Origin of the sequence: Sphingomonas sp. 2R-10 (assembly GCF_030062225.1) — a bacterium.
Taxonomy (GTDB): domain Bacteria; phylum Pseudomonadota; class Alphaproteobacteria; order Sphingomonadales; family Sphingomonadaceae; genus Sphingomonas.
In genome coordinates, this window is record NZ_JASCXF010000064.1 from 1 (window position 1) to 18293 (window position 18293).

General features: G+C 66.5%; 13 protein-coding genes and 5 pseudogenes. 6 read left to right on the plus strand and 12 right to left on the minus strand.

Features of this window, described 5'->3' with window-relative positions:
* Positions 1 to 29 precede the first annotated feature (29 nt).
* A complete protein-coding gene (locus tag QLH51_RS19180; protein ID WP_125662561.1) occupies positions 30 to 1382 on the plus strand; it encodes an HlyD family type I secretion periplasmic adaptor subunit in 1353 nt (450 codons plus the stop codon).
* An 87-nt stretch (positions 1383 to 1469) separates the two neighbouring features.
* Here the strand turns inward: QLH51_RS19180 and QLH51_RS19185 are convergent.
* Together QLH51_RS19185 and tnpC (QLH51_RS19190) are read right to left on the minus strand one after the other, a co-directional pair.
* A pseudogene (locus tag QLH51_RS19185) lies at positions 1470 to 1943 on the minus strand (integrase core domain-containing protein); the annotation flags it as partial.
* A gap of 89 nt (positions 1944 to 2032) precedes the next feature.
* A complete protein-coding gene (gene tnpC / locus QLH51_RS19190) occupies positions 2033 to 3466 on the minus strand; it encodes an IS66 family transposase (RefSeq protein ID WP_125662558.1) in 1434 nt (477 codons plus the stop codon).
* A gap of 322 nt (positions 3467 to 3788) precedes the next feature.
* Here tnpC (QLH51_RS19190) and istA point away from each other — a divergent pair.
* Both istA and istB read left to right on the plus strand, forming a co-directional pair.
* Positions 3789 to 5316: pseudogene (istA, locus tag QLH51_RS19195) on the plus strand (IS21 family transposase).
* Between the two features lie 11 nt (positions 5317 to 5327).
* Positions 5328 to 6068, plus strand: coding sequence for an IS21-like element helper ATPase IstB (gene istB / locus QLH51_RS19200; protein ID WP_125662555.1), 741 nt, complete (start codon positions 5328 to 5330; stop codon positions 6066 to 6068).
* On the opposite strand, the gene tnpB (QLH51_RS19980) is transcribed toward istB, so the two are convergent.
* Together tnpB (QLH51_RS19980) and tnpA (QLH51_RS19210) are read right to left on the minus strand one after the other, a co-directional pair.
* The gene (tnpB, locus tag QLH51_RS19980) at positions 5969 to 6460 is read right to left on the minus strand and encodes an IS66 family insertion sequence element accessory protein TnpB (RefSeq protein ID WP_125662567.1); all 492 of its coding nucleotides are present in this window, start codon (positions 6458 to 6460) and stop codon (positions 5969 to 5971) included. The genes istB and tnpB (QLH51_RS19980) overlap by 100 nt on opposite strands.
* Positions 6461 to 6510: 50 nt before the next feature.
* Positions 6511 to 6888, minus strand: coding sequence for an IS66-like element accessory protein TnpA (gene tnpA, locus QLH51_RS19210; RefSeq protein WP_125662553.1), 378 nt, complete (start codon positions 6886 to 6888; stop codon positions 6511 to 6513).
* A gap of 27 nt (positions 6889 to 6915) precedes the next feature.
* On the opposite strand from tnpA (QLH51_RS19210), the pseudogene QLH51_RS19215 reads away from it, so the two are divergent.
* A pseudogene (locus tag QLH51_RS19215) lies at positions 6916 to 7467 on the plus strand (integrase core domain-containing protein); the annotation flags it as partial.
* A 34-nt stretch (positions 7468 to 7501) separates the two neighbouring features.
* Here the strand turns inward: QLH51_RS19215 and tnpC (QLH51_RS19985) are convergent.
* From tnpC (QLH51_RS19985) to QLH51_RS19250, 7 genes and pseudogenes are all read right to left on the minus strand, one after another.
* Positions 7502 to 8621: pseudogene (gene tnpC, locus QLH51_RS19985) on the minus strand (IS66 family transposase); the annotation flags it as partial.
* Positions 8622 to 8676: 55 nt separating this feature from the next.
* Positions 8677 to 9024: an IS66 family insertion sequence element accessory protein TnpB gene (gene tnpB / locus QLH51_RS19225; protein ID WP_125662550.1), complete on the minus strand. Its 348-nt coding sequence runs from the start codon at positions 9022 to 9024 to the stop codon at positions 8677 to 8679.
* On the minus strand, positions 9021 to 9395 hold the full coding sequence (gene tnpA / locus QLH51_RS19230; RefSeq protein WP_125662547.1) for an IS66-like element accessory protein TnpA: 375 nt from the start codon (positions 9393 to 9395) through the stop codon (positions 9021 to 9023). Before tnpA (QLH51_RS19230) ends, tnpB (QLH51_RS19225) begins: the two co-directional genes overlap by 4 nt.
* A gap of 326 nt (positions 9396 to 9721) precedes the next feature.
* On the minus strand, positions 9722 to 10285 hold the full coding sequence (locus tag QLH51_RS19235; RefSeq protein ID WP_164516256.1) for a hypothetical protein: 564 nt from the start codon (positions 10283 to 10285) through the stop codon (positions 9722 to 9724).
* A 64-nt stretch (positions 10286 to 10349) separates the two neighbouring features.
* The gene (locus tag QLH51_RS19240) at positions 10350 to 11510 is read right to left on the minus strand and encodes a glycerophosphodiester phosphodiesterase family protein (protein WP_125662541.1); all 1161 of its coding nucleotides are present in this window, start codon (positions 11508 to 11510) and stop codon (positions 10350 to 10352) included.
* Between the two features lie 28 nt (positions 11511 to 11538).
* Positions 11539 to 12447 (minus strand): glycerophosphodiester phosphodiesterase family protein, encoded by a 909-nt coding sequence (locus QLH51_RS19245; protein WP_125662539.1) that lies wholly within the window; start codon positions 12445 to 12447, stop codon positions 11539 to 11541.
* A gap of 20 nt (positions 12448 to 12467) precedes the next feature.
* Positions 12468 to 15020, minus strand: a complete 2553-nt coding sequence (locus QLH51_RS19250) for a TonB-dependent receptor domain-containing protein (RefSeq protein ID WP_206429310.1) — start codon at positions 15018 to 15020, stop codon at positions 12468 to 12470.
* A 195-nt stretch (positions 15021 to 15215) separates the two neighbouring features.
* Between QLH51_RS19250 and QLH51_RS19255 the strand changes: the two genes are divergently transcribed.
* Positions 15216 to 16385 (plus strand): ROK family protein, encoded by a 1170-nt coding sequence (locus QLH51_RS19255; RefSeq protein WP_125662536.1) that lies wholly within the window; start codon positions 15216 to 15218, stop codon positions 16383 to 16385.
* On the opposite strand, the gene QLH51_RS19260 is transcribed toward QLH51_RS19255, so the two are convergent.
* A complete protein-coding gene (locus tag QLH51_RS19260; RefSeq protein WP_125662533.1) occupies positions 16321 to 17556 on the minus strand; it encodes a hypothetical protein in 1236 nt (411 codons plus the stop codon). The two genes, QLH51_RS19255 and QLH51_RS19260, sit on opposite strands and share 65 nt — an antisense overlap.
* A 170-nt stretch (positions 17557 to 17726) precedes the next feature.
* Between QLH51_RS19260 and QLH51_RS19265 the strand changes: the two are divergent.
* A pseudogene (locus QLH51_RS19265) lies at positions 17727 to 18167 on the plus strand (IS21 family transposase); the annotation flags it as partial.
* Between the last annotated feature and the right edge of the window lie 126 nt (positions 18168 to 18293).

Here is an 18293-nt window from a genome sequence, read left to right on the forward strand (position 1 = left end):
CCCGTATCTGGGCCGGGGGGGGGCGGGGCATGAGCGCGCCGGCCATGCCGCACGGCCGGTTCGGCCGCGTCGAGGATCTTGACGATTCACCACGCCTCGCAATGTTGGTCGGAAGCGGGATCGCCTTCCTGTTCTTCGTCGTCTTTATGGGCTGGGCTGCGGTGGCGCACCTGGATGCCGCCGCGTTCGGCAGCGGGCAGGTGGTCGTCGCCGGCAACCGGCAGGTGGTTCAACACCGGTATGGCGGGGACGTCGAGCAGGTGGCGGTGCGGGAGGGGCAGCAGGTCCGCTCCGGGGACATCCTGATCCGCCTGTCGGGTTACGAAGTCGCGGCGACCGAGCGAGCGCTCGCGGGATCGGTGATCGATCTGCAGGCGCAACGCGCAAGATTGGAAGCAACCGTGACCGGCCGGCCGATCCGCTGGCCCGCTGAGTTCGCCCGGATGAAAGGCGAGGACCGGGCGCTGGTCGACGCAGCAAAGCGACTTCAGCTCGCGCAATCGGCGGCGCAGCGCGAACTCCTATCGTCAAGGTCCGGCGTGTTGCAATCGGAACGCAATCAATTGGCCGAGCAGGTCCAGGGATATCGGGCGCAGTCCGCGTCGACCGCGCAACAGCGGGCATCGCTGCAAGCGCAGGTGGAAGGCACACGGCGGCTCGCCGAGAGCGGCGACGTATCGCGCAACACGGTTCGTGCATTGGAGCGCAATCTGGCGGCGCTTGAAGGCAGCGATGCCGATCTAATTGCGCGCGCTGCCTCGTCCCAGGCACAGATCGCGGGGACGCGGCAACAGGCCACCCAGAACCGCCGTCTATTAATGGACGAAAGCGCCAAGATGTTGCGGGAGACACAGTTCCAGCTCAACGATGCCCTGCCTAAGTGGATTGCGGCAAAGGAACAGGTGGAACGGACGATCGTGCGCGCACCAGTCTCCGGGCGCGTCGTGGACCTCAAGGTGCATTCGGCCGGCGGCGTCATCACGCCGGGTCAAGTGATCCTCGACATCGTTCCCGATGCGGCACCGCTGGAGGTCAGCGCGACCTTTGCGCCAGAGGACATCGACGGAGTCGTCTCCGGTCGACAAGCGGAGGTGAAATTTCTATCGCTACACGATCGCGAGCTGCCGATCCTGACCGGGATCGTCCGAACGGTGTCGGCCGACAGCGTCCAAGACGAACGCACCGGGCTCAGCCACTTCACGGCCACGATCGTGGTTCCCGACAGTCAGGTCGCCATGTTGCGCGCAATCCGGGGGGCGGAGACTGGTATTCGTCCCGGCGTACCCGTACAGGTGACGGTCACGCTGCAGAAGCGTAGCGCCTTACAGTACATGCTTGACCCGCTGACCGAAAGCCTCTCGCGGTCGTTTTCAGAGCGCTAAGGTTAGATCACGCGTAGCTTGAATGCAGCGTGGTTGTGAGGGTTCCTCGGTTTCTCATCGAACCTGAGGGTGAGTTTCCGGCGTTCATCAGGCCGCTTTGATGGCTGTGGCAGCAGCATATTCGACCGGCGTCATCCAGCCAAGCGACGTGTGAGGATGGCTCTCGTTATAGTCCCGTCGCCGGGCCTCGATCTTGGCTCGGGCGTCGGCGATGGACAGGAACCAATGCACGTTCAGGCACTCGTCGCGAAGGCGGCCGTTGAACGACTCCACGAAGGCATTGTCGGTCGGTTTGCCTGGTCGGCTGAGGCCCAGCATCACGCCGTTCTGGTACGCCCAGCGGTCGAGCGCCTTCGAAATGAACTCCGGACCATTGTCAACGCGAATGGTCCTGGGCACGCCGCGGATCACCGATATCCGTGCCATCGCGGCGACGACCTGTTCGCCCTCGACCCCTTGGTCAACGTCAATCGCCAGCGCTTCGCGGGTGAAGGCGTCGACCACGGTCAGCGCTCTTAATCTCCGGCCGTCGAAAAGCGCGTCCGAGACGGAATCCATCGATCACATCTCGCTAGATGTCTGGGCCTATGATTTCGTCGAAGGGCTCACCCATGATGGGCGCAAGGTAAGCGTCCGGTGAAGGCGTCACCTCAGGTGGGACGGTAGTTCCACGGCAGGAGTCCGGCGACCCGACGTGCCGGATGGTCGGCGATGCGGCTGATGGTGTCGGCCAGCCAGGCCTCGGGGTCGACGCCGTTGAGCCTGGCGGTTTCCACGAGGCTGTAGATGCTGGCGGCGCGGTGACCACCTTTATTGGAGCCGGCGAACAGCCAGTTTTTGCGGCCTAGAGCGACGCCGCGCAGCGAGCGCTCGGCGGCATTGTTTTCGATCTCGAGGCGACCATCGTCGGCATAGCGGGTCAGCGCCTGCCAGCGGGCGAGCGCATAGCGGATGGCGACCGCGAGGTCGGAGCGCCGGGACAGCTTCGGTCCGGTCGCGTCGAGCCACTGGCGGAACGCATCGAGCAGCGGTCCGGCCCGAGCTTGGCGCACGTGCCGTCGCTCGTCAGGAGGCTGACCACGCACGTCTTGTTCGACCGCATAGAGGCCGGCGATATGGTCCAACGCCTCGCGGGCCGTGGCGGAGCCGGTTGCGGCATGGACGTCGAAGAACTTGCGCCTGACATGCGCCCAGCAGGCCACCTCTGCGATGCGCTCGCCATAGAGACGGTCGAACCCGGCATAACCATCGGCGTGAAGGTCGCCCCGGAATGTCCGCAAGTGCCCGGCGGGCCGTTCGCCCTTGCGGTCGGGCGCGTAGCGGAACAGCACGGCGGGCGGAGCGTCGCCGCCAGCCCCGCGCTCGTCACGCACATAAGTCCACAGCCGGCCTGTCCTCGTACGACCGGCGCCGGGGGCCAGCACCGGCACGGGCGTGTCGTCGGCGTGGAGGGTAGAGCCGCCCATAACGTGGCGCTCGAGCGCGTCGACCAGCGGATCGAGGAGTGCGGCCGAACGCCCGACCCAATCCGCCAGAGTGGAGGGGGCAAGGTCGACGCCCTGGCGCGCATAAATGCCCGACTGGCGGTAGAGCGGCAGATGGTCGGCGTATTTGGACACCAGCACATGTGCGAGCAGACCGGCACCGGGTCGGCCCCGCTCGATGGGCATGGACGGCAATGGCGCCTGCACGATGCGCTCGCATGACCGGCAGCTGAGCCGCGGCCGGACGTGGCGCACGACCCGGAACGAGGCAGGGACATAGTCGATCTGCTCGGTGACATCCTCGGCCATACGCCGCATGGCACCGCCGCAGCCGGGGCAGACGCACGGTGCCTCATGCACGACCTCGGTGCGGGGCAGATGGTCGGGCAGCGGCTGTCGATACGGCTTGGCGGTCTCCCGTGTCCGGGTGGCCGCCGGCATCGTCGCAGTGGCGACTTCCGCCTCACACTCCTCCAACCCTAGTTCCAGCTGGTCTGCCTGGTGCGTCAGCTTCTCCGACGAACGGCCGAACGCCATGCGCCGCAGCCGCGCGACCTGCATCCGCAACTGCTCCAGCTCGGCGCCGGCCGCGACGAGCATGGCCTTCAGAAGGGCGATATCGTCGGGCAGCGAGGCGGCATCGGGCGATACGCCCGCTTATACCAGAACACCCGTGCCGATACACGCGAAAGCCGCAGGAAACCGTGCTTTTCTACCAGGCCAGGGTCGGCTGCGAGGACCGGTGCGGATTCCGACATCATCGCGATCACGATTCCTCGATGATGGCGATCAGCGTTCCGACATGATGGCGATCAGGATTCCGCGATGATGGCGATCAGCCGGAGCGGGTAGAGCGAGGTGTCCGGGCCGTCGCAGTGTCCTCCTTTTACGGGAGGGTTCAGTGCCGACGGAGAGACTGCCGATGCGCCAGGTGCGCGAGATCTTGAGGCTGACGTTCGAGGGCGGGCTGCCGTCGCGCGAAGTGGCGCGCCGTGTGGGCACGGGCAGCACCAGCGTGCGGATGACGTTGCAGCGGTTCCGCGCGTCGGAGCTTTGCTGGCCAGTGCCGGCCGACATGACGGACGCGGCGCTGGAGCATGCGCTGTACGGCGTGGCGGCGAGCACGAGCGGGCAGCGGCAATGCCCGGAGCCGGACTGGGCCGCGGTCAACCGCGAGCTGAAGCGCAAGCACGTGACGCTGCAGGTGGTGTGGGACGAGTATATCGAAGCCAATCCCGACGGCTACCGCTACAGCCGCTTCTGCGCGCTCTATCGCGACTGGGAAAAGCGCCTGCCGGTGACGATGCGGCAATCGCATGTCGGAGGCGAGCGGACCTTCGTCGACTATGCCGGCGACACGGTGCCGGTGGTGGTCGACCGGCTGACCGGTGAGATCCGCCAGGCGCATCTTTTCGTGGCGGTGTTCGGCGCCTCCAGCCTGTCATTTGCGCAGGCGAACGGGACCGAGACGCTGCCGGACTGGGTGGATGCGCATGCGCGCGTTCGCGTTCTTCGGCGGGGTGACGCGACTGCTCATCCCCGACAATGCCAAGGTCGCGGTCATCAAGGCGTGCCTGTACGACCCGCAGGTCAACCGGACCTATGCCGAGATGGCAGCGCACTACGGCACCGGAGTCCTGCCGGCGCGACCCTATCGGCCGCGCGACAAAGCCAAGGTGGAGGCCTGCGTCGGCATCGTCGAGCGCTGGCTGCTGGGGCGGCTGCGCCACCGGGTGTGGTACGGCATCGGCGAACTCAACGCCGCCATCGCCGACCTCATGGCGCAGCTGAACGACCGGGTCATGCGCCGGCTCGGCCGTTCCCGCCGACAGTTGTTCGAGGAACTCGACGCCCCCCATCTCAAGGCCCTGCCGGCCGAGCCGTACATCCTGGCGCAGTGGCGCCGCTGCAAGGTCGGGCTCGACTACCATGTCGAAGTCGAGCGGCATTTCTATTCGGTCCCGTACCGCTATGCCCGCGCGTCGGTCGAGGTGCGCCTGACTGCCCGCACCGTCGAGGTCTTCCTCAAGGGCGAGCGCATCGCCGCGCACATGCGCGGGTCGGGCAACGGCCGTCACACCAGCGTCGCCGACCACATGCCTTCCAGCCATCGTCGCTACGCCGACTGGACCGCCGAGCGCCTGCTCGACGAGGCCGGGCGGTTGGGTCCCTCGGTGACGCTCTTGTGCGAGAAGATCCTCTCCGACCGCCCGCATCCCGAACATGGCTATCGTTCGTGCCTCGGCATCCTGCGGCTGGCGCGGCACTTCGGCGCCGTTCGTCTCGAAGCGGCCGCGCTGCGCGCGCTGGAGATCGGCGCACGCAACTACGGCGCGGTCCGTTCCATCCTCGAAAAGAAGCTCGACGGCGTGCCGGTGGCCCAGCCCCGTCGTGCCGGCGAGGTCGGGGTCGACCATCCCAACATCCGCGGTTCCCACTATTACCACTGAGGAGATTGCCCGTGCTCACCCATCCCACGCTCGACCAGCTGCAGGCGCTCGGCCTGCAAGGCATGGCCAAAGCCTTTGTCGAGGTCGACCGGCACGGCGACGCCGCCACGCTCGGCCATGCCGAATGGCTGGCGCTGCTGCTCGACCGCGAGGTCGCGTGGCGCCATGACAAGCGCCTGTCGACCCGGTTGCGTTATGCCAAGCTACGCCATCAGGCCGCGCCCGAGGATATCGACTACCGGAAACCCCGTGGCCTCGACCGTCGACTATTCGAAACCCTTCTCAAGGGCGAGTGGATCGACGCCCACGACAATCTGGCGGTCTGCGGCCCGACGGGGATCGGCAAGTCCTGGCTGGCCTGCGCCATCGGTCACAAGGCCTGCCGCGATAACCGCTCGGTCCTCTACGCCCGCTTCCCTCGCCTGCTCGAAGAGCTCGCGCTCGCCCGCGGCGACGGGCGCATCGCCAGCCGTCTCAAAAGCCTTGCCCAGGTCGAACTGCTCATCCTCGACGACTGGGGCTTGCAACCCCTCGACGCCCAGGCCCGACACGACCTGCTGGAAATCCTAGAAGATCGTTATGGCCGCAAGTCGACCATCGTCACCAGCCAACTGCCCGTAGCCTCCTGGCATCACGCCATCGGCGATGCGACCTACGCCGACGCCATCCTCGACCGACTGGTCCATAATGCCCACCGGATCGAGCTCGATGGCGACAGTATGCGACGCTGCAAACCAACCCTCCAGGCTTGACCGCCAACCCGCCCGATGACACCCATCCCGACGACGACCCGGTGACCTCGTGTGATCGCGATCATGTCGGAACGCTGATCGCCATCATGTTGGAATGGCTGATCGCGATCGTTGGAATCCGCAGACCGGATCGGATGCCGCCAGTCCACCCCTTCGAGCAGCATCGACAACTGCGCCGGGGTCAGTACCGCGACACCGTCCCCAGTCGTCGGCCAGGTAAACCGGCCACGCTCCAGACGCCTGGCGTGGAGGACGAGGCCCTGACCGTCCCACCACAGCAGCTTGACCAGGTCACCGCGCCTGCCCCGGAAGGCGTACACCGCACCGCCAAACGGATCCTGGCGCAGCCGCTGCTGTACCAGCGCGGCCAGCCCGTCGAAGCCCTTGCGCATGTCTGTGACACCGGCCGCCAGATACACGCGGACACCGCTTGGCGGCCCGATCAAGCAAACCCGGCCAGCACGGCCTTCAGCACCCGCGCGTCGATGGGAGGCACCAGGCGGATGCGCTGCCCGGCTCGGCCGACCACCTCCACCACACCTGGCCCGAGCGGCTCTGGCTGCGGCACCATCGGCACTCCTGCGACCTCGACTGGCACGAACAACGCCCCGGGCAACGGCAATGCCTCGCTCGCCACCCCGTCGCGCAGCAGCGTGCGTCGCCAGCGGTACACCAGCGACGTGCACACCCGGTGACGCCGCGCCACGTCCAGCACGCTTGCCCCCGGCATCATCGCCTCAGACACGATCCGTGCCTTGTCATCGTCGCTGAACCGTCGCCGCGGCTCAGTCCCGACCATCTCGATAATTCGCGTCGCCATGATGCCGCACCGGTGTCTGCCACAGTGTCACACCGGTGGCTTGCGGATCACCTCGTCAGCAAGGCGGAGAAGACCGGACGCTTACGGCGCAAGTTCCGCATTCTGACCATCATCGACGAGGCCAGCAGGGAATGTCTGGCGCTGGTGGTCGCGCGTCGGCTCAACCATAAGGATGTGCTGGAGGCACTCGCCGAGTTGTTCATCGAGCGTGGCCCGCCAGCCCATATCAGGTCCGATAACGGCAGCGAGTTCATCGCGACCGCGGCCCAGAAATGGCTCGGGAAGATCGGCGTGACGACGCTCTACATTGCACCGGATTCGCCGTAGGAGAACGGCTATAACGAGAGCTTCAACGGCTCGCTGCCCGACGAACTGCTCAATGGCGAAATCTTCTATAGCCTTGCCGAGGCCAAGGTGCTGATCGAGGCATGGCGGCGCTACTACAACACCGTCCGGCCGCACAGCAGCCTGGGCTACCGCCCGCCAGCCCCGGAAACGGCCGCACCGCCATTGCCGATCTCCGGTTCCGCTTCGCTCCACCTCCGACCGGCAATGGCGGCGGAGACGACGATGCACTAACTATCAACCCGGACCACCCGGTGGGGGCTGCTCACACGTCGGGCGGTTGGCCGCGGACCTCAGCTTCGACGGCATAGAGCGCGCCGATCCGCTCGAGGATGTCGGTGGTCAGCGGCGTAGGCGACCGTTCGTGCAGGTCGAAGACCTTGCGCCGGAAATGTGCCCAGCATGCCACCTCGGTGACGCCAACCCCGATACAATCCGTTATAAGCGGCGTAGGCATCCGCTTGCAGGAAGCCGCAGAAACCGGCGAGATGGGCCATCGGATGCGCGGCGATGCGGTCGGGTGTGAAGCGATGCCATGTCGCGCGCGGTGCCGTGCTGCCGGATGCCTGGTCGTCGGCCGCGTACACCCACAGCCGGCCAGTCGCGGTCTTGCCGCGGCCAGGGTCAATCACCGGCACCGGGGTGTCGTCGGCGTGGATCTTGTCGGCCCTGAGGACCTCGTCACGGATGCGCGTGACGATGGGGTCAAGGAGCGCTGCGGCCTGCCCGGTCCAGCCCACCAGCGTCGAGCGGTCGATGTCGAGCCCCTACGCGGCCATCATTCCGGCCTGGCGAGAGAGCGGCAGATGGTGGTCGAACTTCGAGACCACGATGTGCGCCAGCGTCGCGAAGGTGGCCTTGCCTCTGGCCACAGCGCTTACCGGTGCGGGTGCCTGGACGATCTTCTCGCATACCCGGCAACTGTATCTGGGACGGACGTTGCGCACGACGCGCCAGCGCACCGGCACGATGTCGAGCATCTCGTGCGCGTCCGAGCCGAGCGGGCGCAGCGCACCGCCACAGTCCGGGCAGATGCAGGCGCCCGACGCCGGCTCGTGGACGACCTGTTCGCGCGGCAGATGGTCGGGCAGGCCGCGGACAGGCACCGGACGGGTCGTCAGGCTGGATGCAGCAGCCTCGGCTACAGGCGCATCGCGCTCGGTCTGCAGTTCCTTCAGCGCCAGTTCGAGCTGCTCGATCTCGCGGCCCAGCTTCTCGGACGAGGCGCCGAACTGCATCCGCCGCAGTCGGGCGATCTGTCCGCGCAGCGTATCGATGAGCAGGTCGCGGGCAGCCAGTGCGGCATTGGCCCGGGCGAGCGACGCCTCCGGCGCGGCGATCCGCTCGGTGGCATCACCAGGGGCAACGGGCGTTTCCGACACCCGGATTTCATAGCAGATTGCGTGGCAAGGGGCGAGCGAAACCGGCGCAAAACCGCCGTTTTCATCCCGCCAGCGTCGGTGCGAACGTCCGTTCCGGCCGGCGCCAGTCGATGCCCTCCAGCAGCATCGACAATTGTGCCGGCGTCAGCACCACCGTGCCGGTCGCGGTCACCGGCCAGACGAAGCGGCCACGGTCCAGGCGCTTGGAGAACAGGCACAGACCCTGCCCATCGAACCATAGCAGCTTGACCAGATGACCGCGCTTGCCGCGAAACGCGAACAGCGCTCCGGAATGCGGGTTCTGCGCCAGCACCTGCTGCACCAGCACCGCCAGGCTGTCGAACCCCTTGCGCATGTCAGTCACCCCGCACGCCAGGAACACCCGCGTCGGCAACGGCACAGGGCTCACCGCAGCACCGACAGCACCCGTGTCAGCGCGCCTGCATCCACCGCGGCATCCACGCTCACTTGCACCCCGCCCGGCAGCTCGATATGGATAAATCCCGGTGGACATGGCGCCGGCTGCGGTGTCGGCGCGACCGGTTCGGCAACCTGTACCTCGGCAAACGCCGACAACGAAGGCACGACGCCCGCCAGCTTGCCCTCGCGCAACTGCTTGCGCCACGTGTAGATCAGGCTGCTCGATACCTCGCGGCGCGCGATGATGTCGCAGACCCGCACACCGGGCCGGAATGCCTCGGCAAGGACATCCAGCTTCTCCGCGTCCGACCACCGCCGTCGGCCCGACACCCGGCCGACCACCTCCATCCGACCAGTCATACGAGTGCTCGTATGACTGGTCGTAGAGCCAAAAACTTCCCGCACTGCCCGCGCCCTCGTCAAAGGCGATAAGCATCCCCACTACCAGCGCCGTAACAAGGCGGCCTCCAGACCGCGCTTACAGATGTGCAGGCGAGGCCCGTCGACCAAATGATCTCAAGGGTCAGTTTGCCGCTCGCGAGGGTCAGTTTGCTCGCTCGGGGTCGATCGCGCTGTCGGTTCCGGTCCGCCTTGGTGCGTCGGCACCGTCACACCGCCGGGCCCTGCCGCTTGGTCGGCGACGCCATCGACCTACTGCGATAAGGCCAGGGGTAAGAGGATCTCGTTTATCCTCTTATCAAGCTCGGCAGAGCGACATACTGATAGAAGCGCAGCCGATCGTCACCTTCGGCGTCTATCACCATGTTCCCGTTCTCGACGAATCCCGCCCCGCGCAGACCGCGTTGGATCCCGCCATCGAGCAGCTGACGTACCGCATCGTCCTGACTCAGGTTCCCCTGATCGAGCGTGCCGATGATCTGGCATGCCCCCTGTGCGCAATGGATGCGGTCCAGCTTCAGTCCCTGCATCGTCGGCGCGATCGCACGAAAGAGCCGCGTTTCGGCCGTCGGAGACCATGCCGCATCGCGGCTGCGGGACAAGGTCATCGCCATCCGTTGATAGCCCGTCAGTGCGTCGAAGCGGGGTACGGGCGGAAAGACCGCGCTTCCGATCCGCGATGCCTGCGGCGTTGGTGTCGATGCCGGTGTGGGCCTGCCAGCGCTTACCACGATCACACCCCTGTCCGTAACGGGCGACCGAAGCGATCCGAACCAGAACAACGAAGCGCCGAGCGCTACCGCTGATCCGACGATCAGCAACCCCATCCAGTTACGTCTTTGCGAGATCATATGTGCTTCCCGAGCGAGCGACGGCCGGCCGAATGAGCCGGCCGTCATCCGTGGCTGGAGACTGTTACCTGACCAACGTGTATTCGTCCTGACGGAACCCCAAGCGGTGAGCCAGGGACCGACCATCGATCGCGTTGTCGGTGATCACGTTGTCGTTGTACTTCAGCTGCCATTCGAGATTGGGTCGATCGTCCCGCGTCTCCCGCCCGAAGTGCTTCGTGACGGTCAGGAAGTCGATCAACCTTGTGCAGCACTGGCCGTCGGTATGATAGAAGCCGGTGTAGGGGTGCTGGGCCGTGGCGTGATGCTCGATGACCGGGTTGAAGTTGCCGATGGGGGCATTCACCTGTCTCAGCCGCTGGGTCAGATTCTGCATCGGCCCCTGCACGCCGACGCTCGACCCCTCCTGATAGAACATCTTGTTACCGAGCTCGTAGTAGACGAGTCCGGGCACGGTCCGGTAGTCCGCAACGTACGAGAACACGCGATCGTAGTAGCTCCGCAGGTTGAGGTGGCGAGTCTCGGCGATACGATCGAGTGATCCGGAATAGAGGGTCGGAACGAACGGATACCCGAGGGTGTGTCGCGTCACCTCGAGGGGCGTGAAGAAGTCCATCGAGAACTTCATTATGACCTGGTTCTGCATGTGCAGGGCCTTGATCGCCAACGCCGCCTTTTGGACCGAAGACGCATACTTGATGTCGAGGATGACCAGGATGTTCGGGTGGTTGTTCCGCGTGTTGAGGAGCAGGTCGAACAACTGCGTCGCCGGAACATGGGTGACGCGCCCGCTCATGTCCCTCAGCTTCAACTTGAACATCTCGGTGGATGTCATGGACGATATGTACGGGTTGTTGGCGCTGTTCTGGGCGGAGCGCTTGAACGGATCGAAGAGCTGCCCGTTGACGGTGTAGTTGGTGCCGCGACCGATCGTAATGTCGTGCGATGGCCAAAGCACGCCGTCCTTCGTTTCCTTGACGTCGATCTCCACCGCCTCGATGTTGTTCTGCGCGGCTCGATTGATCGCGCATTCCGTATTCTCGGGACACCAGTCCGTATATGCGCCACGGTGCGACGTGACGATCTTCAGCCGGTGGTTGACCTTCTTCAACGCAGCGATGACTGCGCCTGGTTGGTATGGTTCGGTGGCCGAGACCGGTGTTAGCGCTAGCGACAACGCCGCAACGAACGCCGCGGTCCTGCCGATCGAGAAACTCATCATCATTCTCCCCTTGTCGTACGTCGATGGAAGGTCAGGATCCCGGCGTGGCCAGGTAGCGGATCAGCGCCTCCGGCTCGTCGGTCTGGATCGCGGTGATCCCGGCTCGGCCCATCCGGCCCCAGACCGCCGCCGGGTCGCGCAGAGCATCGACGTCGCCGCCCATGCCCTTGATGAAGCCGTCCCAGAGCGAGTTGGCCCACAGGCGGACGCCTGCACGCTTCGCCGCTTCGGCGATCGGCGGAAGGGAGGCAGCGGGCAGCCTCGGCAGTTCGATCGCCACGGGTCGGCGCACGCCCGCCGACTGCCGGACGGCGACGGCGTCGAGATCGTCCGGTCCGCTCAGAACCGGCATGAACGGCACCCTGTCGAACGGCGGTGTGTCCGCAAGCAGCGGACTGCCGATTCCGGCGGCCTGCTTGACGACGACGCCGTCCTCCTGCTTCAGACCGCGCACCACTGCGACCGTCTCGGCGTAGAGACCCGCCTGGACGTCTAGATTGAGGGCGATGCGTCCCTTCGAGGTCGCCAGCGCCTCCTCCAGCGTCGGCACGCGCAGATCGGTGTTCGGTGCGTCGGCACCGCCTTCGTTCGCGCGAAGGTGCAGAACGCGGATCTGGGCGAGCGAAAGGTCGGCGACCTTGCCATGCCCGTCGGTCGTGCGATCGACCGTGTCGTCGTGCATGAGCACCATGTAGCCGTCGCGGGTCCGCCGGACGTCGACTTCGGCCATGTCCACCCCGATGGCGATGCAGCGCTCGATGCCCGCGAGCGAGTTCTCAGGCAGTTCTTCCGCCATGCCGTGATGCGGTGCGGGATTGTGGCAGGCGCGGTGAGCGACGACCAGGACCGGCGTCGTGCGCCCGGCGAACATCGCGCCGACCGAGGCGCGGGCGCCTCGTGGCGCGGCCGGAGCGGCGCTGGCGAAAGCCAGCGCCGCCATGCCCAGCGACAGAGCCGACCTCACCACCGCTCGGTCAACGCGACGGTGAAGTTGCGGCCGAAGATCGAGCGGCCGACCGTCGCGTCCAGCACCCCGGTGCCGCTGCCGATCACGGCCGCCCGAGCGTTGCCCTCTGTAAGACCGACGACGTCGAAGACGTTGTTGACGCTGCCGCGAAGCTCGAGCCCGTCCACCTCGATGCTGGCGCCCAGATCGACCGATGAATAGGCGGGCAGGCGGCTGAGATTGGACGCGTCCTGGAAGCGCCGACCGATGGTGAAGAACGTGCCGTAGAGGCGCGCCTTCGTCGCGCCGACCGCGAAGTCGTAGGACGGCTGCACCGTCAGCTGCACGCGCGGCACGCGGGTGATGTCCCCTCCTTGCGAACTTTGCGCATTCACGCCGGTCAGCGTGTCGACGCGGACGATCTTCGGATCCTGCCACATGCCCACCGCCGAGACGTCGAAGCCTGCGAACGGACTGACGACCGCCTCGACCTCCACCCCGAAGGTGCGCGTGTCGAAGATGATGTTGGAGTTGGCGATCGTGCCGTCGGCGGACGCCACCTGAGTGCCCCCGTTCAGCCGGTCGAAATTCGACCAGAAGCCGGTGGTGGTCAGGCGCAGACCGTCGGTTGCGAACTTGAAGCCTGCCTCCGCCTGCTGGACGGTCGCGACGGGCAGCGGCTGCGTGGAACCCGGCAGCGTCGCCCCGCCGAGGATCGTGTCGAAGCGCGGATAGCTGAAGCTGCGGGTGTAGCGTCCGAAGACGTTGGCGCCGGGTGAGAAGATGTAGCCGCTGCCGATCGTCCAGCTGGTGCCCTTCAGATCCTCGGAGCGCGCGACCGTGCGCACCACTCCGGCGACGGAACGCGCCGCGATCGGACCGTTAGGATCGGCACTGACCGTGCCGAGGATGCCTTGGACGCCGTCCTGTCGGCGCGAGACTCGGCGGATGCCGGCATTGATCGACCAGGCGGGCGTCACCTGCCAGCTGTCCGCCAGATAGAAGGCGAACGAACGTCCATCGAGCGATCCGTTCTGGCTGCCGGCGCCGTAGCCGATGAAGCCGTTCTCGGTGACGTTCCCAAGCACTCGCCCGCTCGCGTCCAGCGCCTGGACGTCCAGCGCGATCGGCTGATTACGCACATTGACCAGCAGCGAATTGAGCGACTGATCCTGGGCGTAGCGGTAGTCGCTGTGGTAGACTCCGCCGGTCAGCGAGTGCCGGCCGATCGGCGTCTCCAGCGTCTTGGTCAGGCGGATGTCGCCGGCGTCGTAGCGCGTCCGCGTCCTGATCGACGCCCAGGTGTTCGCCATCACGAGGTTGCCGGTCGTCGCCGGATCGTAGGCCGTGTTGGTGCCCGCGACGACGTAGCGCAGCGACGACACGCCTGCGCCGAACGCCGAGCGCGCTCCCGCGAGCCGCCCAGCCAGGAACGACCCGGCGGTCACCGGCGCGCCGTTCAGGATGGTATCGAACCCCGTCGTTCCTTCCATGTGGCGATAGGTCGCTGCGAGCACGAAGCCCGCACCCAGCTCATGGTCACCGCCCAGGGTCGCGGTCCAGACATCGGGATGGATGCCGTCCGCCAGATCGCGTCGGATCGTGGTCGGCCGCCCGTTCGCATCGAGCGTCCGGAGGGTGACCCGGCGGAACGCGGGCGAACTCAGCGTCGCGTCGCGCGGATCGATCAGACCCTCCAGCGAAGCGCCCGTCACCGGATCGGCGAGCGGCAGGGCGGTGTAGAAGATGCTGCGGTCGTTCAGGTACTTGAAGTCGCCCCAGATCCGGCCGCCATCCAGCTTGTAGGTCGCTCCGACCTTGAACTGACCGCCACGGTCGGCGTTGTTGTATCCCGGATCGCGCAGTCCGTCGTCGCGGCGGTGGAAGCCGCTGACGCTGACGAGCAGCCGATCAGTTATAGGCCCCGACAGGGCAAGATCGGTCCGTGCTCGATTGCCGGTACCTGCCTCGAGGCGCAGCGCTCCCTGATAAGTCTCGGTGCCGTGGCCGGTGATGAAGTTGACGACGCCTCCCGGCGCGTTGTTCGAGAACAGCGGTGCGGTGCCGCCCCGCACGACCTCGACGCGTTGCGTGTCCAGGTCGACCCGGTAGAACTGGTCGACGTTCATGAACCGTTCGGTATTGCTCTCGAACAACGGCATGCCGTCCTGGTTGAAGTCGATCAGGCGCCAGCCGCTCCACGGCAGGCCGCGGATGACGACGTTCTCGCCCCCTCCCTCGCCGCCCGACGCCTCCACCGTGATGCCCGGTGTTGCAGCGAGCAGGTCGGCCACGCTGTGCGGCGCAGCGTCCGCGATCTGGGCCGTACCGATCGTCGACACCGAATATGGCGCATCGAACTTCCGCTGCCGGGTCGATGTACCCGTGACCACGATGTCCTCGCCGGCCGTGGCGTCGGTGGGCGGCGCGGAATCGGAGGGCGGCGCGGCGTCAGCGGGCGGAACCGTCTCAGCCGGCTTCGGCGCGCTCTGGGCTTCCGCGGCACCGGCGGCAAGGGTCAGCATCGATGCTGCTGCCAGCAACCGGAACATCTTGCGCGTCTTCAATGGTCCATCCTTTCTCGTGCCACATGCGGGCGGGCGCGGTGGACGGCGGCCGATGCCGCTTCCGTCCGCCGGTGCGGCGCTTCCGACGCCGACACGTGCCCACGCATCCTCCCAACCCGATTGCGTATTCCGGACGCTTCCGGCACCATCGAGTCGAATAGTATTTGCCATGTATCGCTTCGGAGTTACAGCTGAATGACAAACGATTGCGCGAGGCCGCTCGGCGATGTCCTACCGCCGCCCTGGCACCGCCCGATCGGGGCGGGCGGGCGGGGGCTGCTTGATCTGCTGCTGCGCCGTGGATCCGCGGCTCAGAGCGGCCTCCCGAGGCTGCTCGATCTGTCGCAGCCCAGCGTAGCGCGTCTCGTCGGAGGCTTCGCGGCGGAGGGTCTGATCGCCGCGACCCCTCGCGTCGCCACCGGGCGCGGCAACCCCAGCACCATGTTGGCGCTGGTACCGGACCATGCCTTCGGCCTCGGCGTCGGGATCACCGGGGATGCCATCTCGATGGCGCTGGTGGATCTCACCGGTGTCGTAAGGGCACAGCGCTGCATCGCCATGATCGACCGATCGCGCTCCGCCGTCGTCGCGTCGCTCGCCGGGCTGCGCGCGGATGTGATCGAAGCGGCGGGCATCGATCCCGATCGCATCGTAGGCACCGGGGTGGGTTTCTCGGGCTTTCTGGTAGGCGACCCGCCGCGCTTCAATCCACCGCGGGCGTTGCCGGACTGGGTTGACGTCGATCTCCTGCAAACGCTCCGACCGGCCTTGGGGTCGAGCCTTCTGTGCGACAACGATGCGACCTGCGCGGCGATCGCCGAAGGACTGCTGGGGGTCGGCCGGACGACCGCGACCTTCGCCTACTGCCATCTCACCAACGGGTTCGGCGGCGGCCTCGTCGTGGACGGGAAACCGATGCGGGGCGCGCGCGGGAATGCGGGCGATTTCGGCGGCGTGTGGTGGCTCCTCGGCCGGAACCGTCCATACGCTAGCTATCCCGGTCTCGACCGGCTTCATGCCCTGGTGGCGCGGGAAGGCAGACCGTTCGCGACGGTCGAGGACATGCTCAACGCGATCGATCCATCGACGCCGGGTGTCGATGCCTGGCTGGCCGAGGCGCAGGATCCGTTCGCCACGTTGGCGTTCCTGCTCGGCCATATCGTGGCACCCAGCAAGGTAGTCATCGGCGGACGGCTACCTACGTGGCTCGCCCGATCGTTGGCGGAAGCGGTGGACCTGCCGGCCAGCCCGCCCCGTCATGATCGTCCGTTCCCGCTTCCTTCTGTCGTCGCCAGCGAGATCACGGGCGATGCTCCTGCGATCGGGGCCGCACTCCTGCCGTTGCAGGCTCTGTTCTTCCGCTGATGCCCGCTCCGGCCAGCAATACCGCCCCCAGGATGGTAAGCGCCAGTGCGGCGAAAGCCGTACCCTGCCGTCCCGCTTCGAACCCTTCGATCAGCGGCCCGAGCACGAGCATACCGCCGGCAGACGCCAGATGGATGGTCAGGATGACGCTCCCGAACACCACGCCGTCGCCGCTTCGACCTGCGTCTGCGTTGGTCATCGCCACGCGGGAGGTGGCCGCCCAGAGACTCACACCGACGATGCTGACGCCGACGCCGTGAACCACCGCGCCGGCAATGGACCACCATGCGCCTCCCTGGCCGGGCTGCAGCGGGAGGATCATCACCGCACCGCTGGCGACGATCATCGCCAGCACCGCCACCCGGTTGACCACCTGGCTGATCATCGGCCCGATGACCGACCCGGCACAGAAGCCGACCAGCAGCCATGCTCCGGTTCGTTCAGACCCGTCGAGCGCGGGCGCGAAGATGAGCAGCCGCTGGAGGGTCGGCAGCACGGTCGCGGCGATCATCCACGCCACCAGCAGCGGCGCCAGTGCCGGCGGCATGCATCGGTGGTGAGGATCACGTGGGGGCTCGATGGTCGGCCTTACCGGGAAGACCAGGTCGCGGAGCGACCAGGCGGAGACGATCATGGCGATCGCGATCGCTCCCAGCATGATGGCGGAACCTGCGGGCGTCAGCAGTGCGAACCCGGTCACGACGCAGCACCGGGTGACCGCGCTCAGCGCTACGCGTATGCGGGCATAGCAGGCTGCTTCCGCCTCGTCGGCCGGCAACAACGAACTCAGCATGTTTTGCGACACGTCCTGCACGCCATAGGCGACACGGAACGCGAGGCCGATCGCCAGGACGGCTCCGGGGTCGGTGACCTGGAACTGCAGCACCAGAAGGATCCCCGTCGCCATGCTCGCCGGAAATTGCACCCGGACGACCGTCTCACCCGTGGCACGGTTACGCGCGAACGCCAGACCGACCAGGAACGTGGCAGTTCCACCCGCCGCGAGTAGCGTCAGCATCAACCAACCCGTCTGGGTACCGGACAGACCCAGCTTCGCGTGCAGATGCCAGGCGAGCAGAAGGTCCACGACCGACCAGCCGAGCGAGCGGGTGGCATGCGCCGCACCGAAACGGCGCAGATTGGCGTGAAGACCGGATCGGTTTGCGGACATGATGCCTCGTTATAGCATCGTCATGATCTCCCGGTGACAGACCGCCGGTTTCGAAATGCCGGCAGCAACAAGCCTCGACGAGGTGCCGTCACCGGCATCCCTCAAAGCGTCGATCCCTCGAGCCGTGGGCGACCCGCCCCGCGCGAGCGAGTGGTGTCGCGGGCACGGACCGGATGCCAGAAAGTCTGGAGGAAGACGAGGCACGACCGCGGCGCGAGAAGCTGCGCCTCACGCGTATCCACGACCTGCTGCTATGCGAGGGGTTCGACGGCTCGTACGACGCGGTGCGCAGTTATGCGGCGCGCTGGCGGCAGGCGCGGCGTCGCGACGTGATGAATGCGCCAGCGTTCATCACGCTGCTATTCCGGCCGGGCGAGGCTTACCAGTTCGACTGGAGCCACGAGGACGTCGAGATCTCGGGTAAGCCGATGCGCGTGAAGGTCGCGCATGTCCGGCTGTGCGCATCGCGGGCGATGTATGTGCGGGCCTACCCGCGCGAGACACAGGAGATGCTGTTCGACGCACATGCGCGGGCGTTTACCTTCTTCGGAGGCGTGCCGACGCGCGGCATCTACGACAACATGAAGACGGCAGTGACGAGCGTGTTCACCGTAAGACCGTATGTCCGTGTCGTTGGCCGGGTTGGTTCGCCCTACAGTCGTGATCCGAGGGTTGCTCGGGTGGGCCGAGCCTATCCTCACACGAGGAGGACGAACCGTGGGAGATCCTACAGAAAT

Bases quoted from the DNA above. Each gene is read 5' to 3' on its own strand.
- tnpA (WP_125662547.1), bottom strand. From the start codon at position 9,395: ATGACTGGTCGGATGGAGGTGGTCGGCCGGGTGTCGGGCCGACGGCGG.
- QLH51_RS19260 (WP_125662533.1), bottom strand. From the start codon at position 17,556: ATGTCCGCAAACCGATCCGGTCTTCACGCCAATCTGCGCCGTTTCGGT.
- QLH51_RS19180 (WP_125662561.1), top strand. From the start codon at position 30: ATGAGCGCGCCGGCCATGCCGCACGGCCGGTTCGGCCGCGTCGAGGAT.
- tnpC (WP_125662558.1), bottom strand. From the start codon at position 3,466: ATGCTCGTCGCGGCCGGCGCCGAGCTGGAGCAGTTGCGGATGCAGGTC.
- tnpB (WP_125662567.1), bottom strand. From the start codon at position 6,460: ATGCGCAAGGGCTTCGACGGGCTGGCCGCGCTGGTACAGCAGCGGCTG.
- QLH51_RS19235 (WP_164516256.1), bottom strand. From the start codon at position 10,285: ATGATCTCGCAAAGACGTAACTGGATGGGGTTGCTGATCGTCGGATCA.
- QLH51_RS19255 (WP_125662536.1), top strand. From the start codon at position 15,216: ATGACAAACGATTGCGCGAGGCCGCTCGGCGATGTCCTACCGCCGCCC.
- QLH51_RS19245 (WP_125662539.1), bottom strand. From the start codon at position 12,447: ATGGCGGCGCTGGCTTTCGCCAGCGCCGCTCCGGCCGCGCCACGAGGC.
- tnpA (WP_125662553.1), bottom strand. From the start codon at position 6,888: ATGGCGACGCGAATTATCGAGATGGTCGGGACTGAGCCGCGGCGACGG.
- QLH51_RS19240 (WP_125662541.1), bottom strand. From the start codon at position 11,510: ATGATGATGAGTTTCTCGATCGGCAGGACCGCGGCGTTCGTTGCGGCG.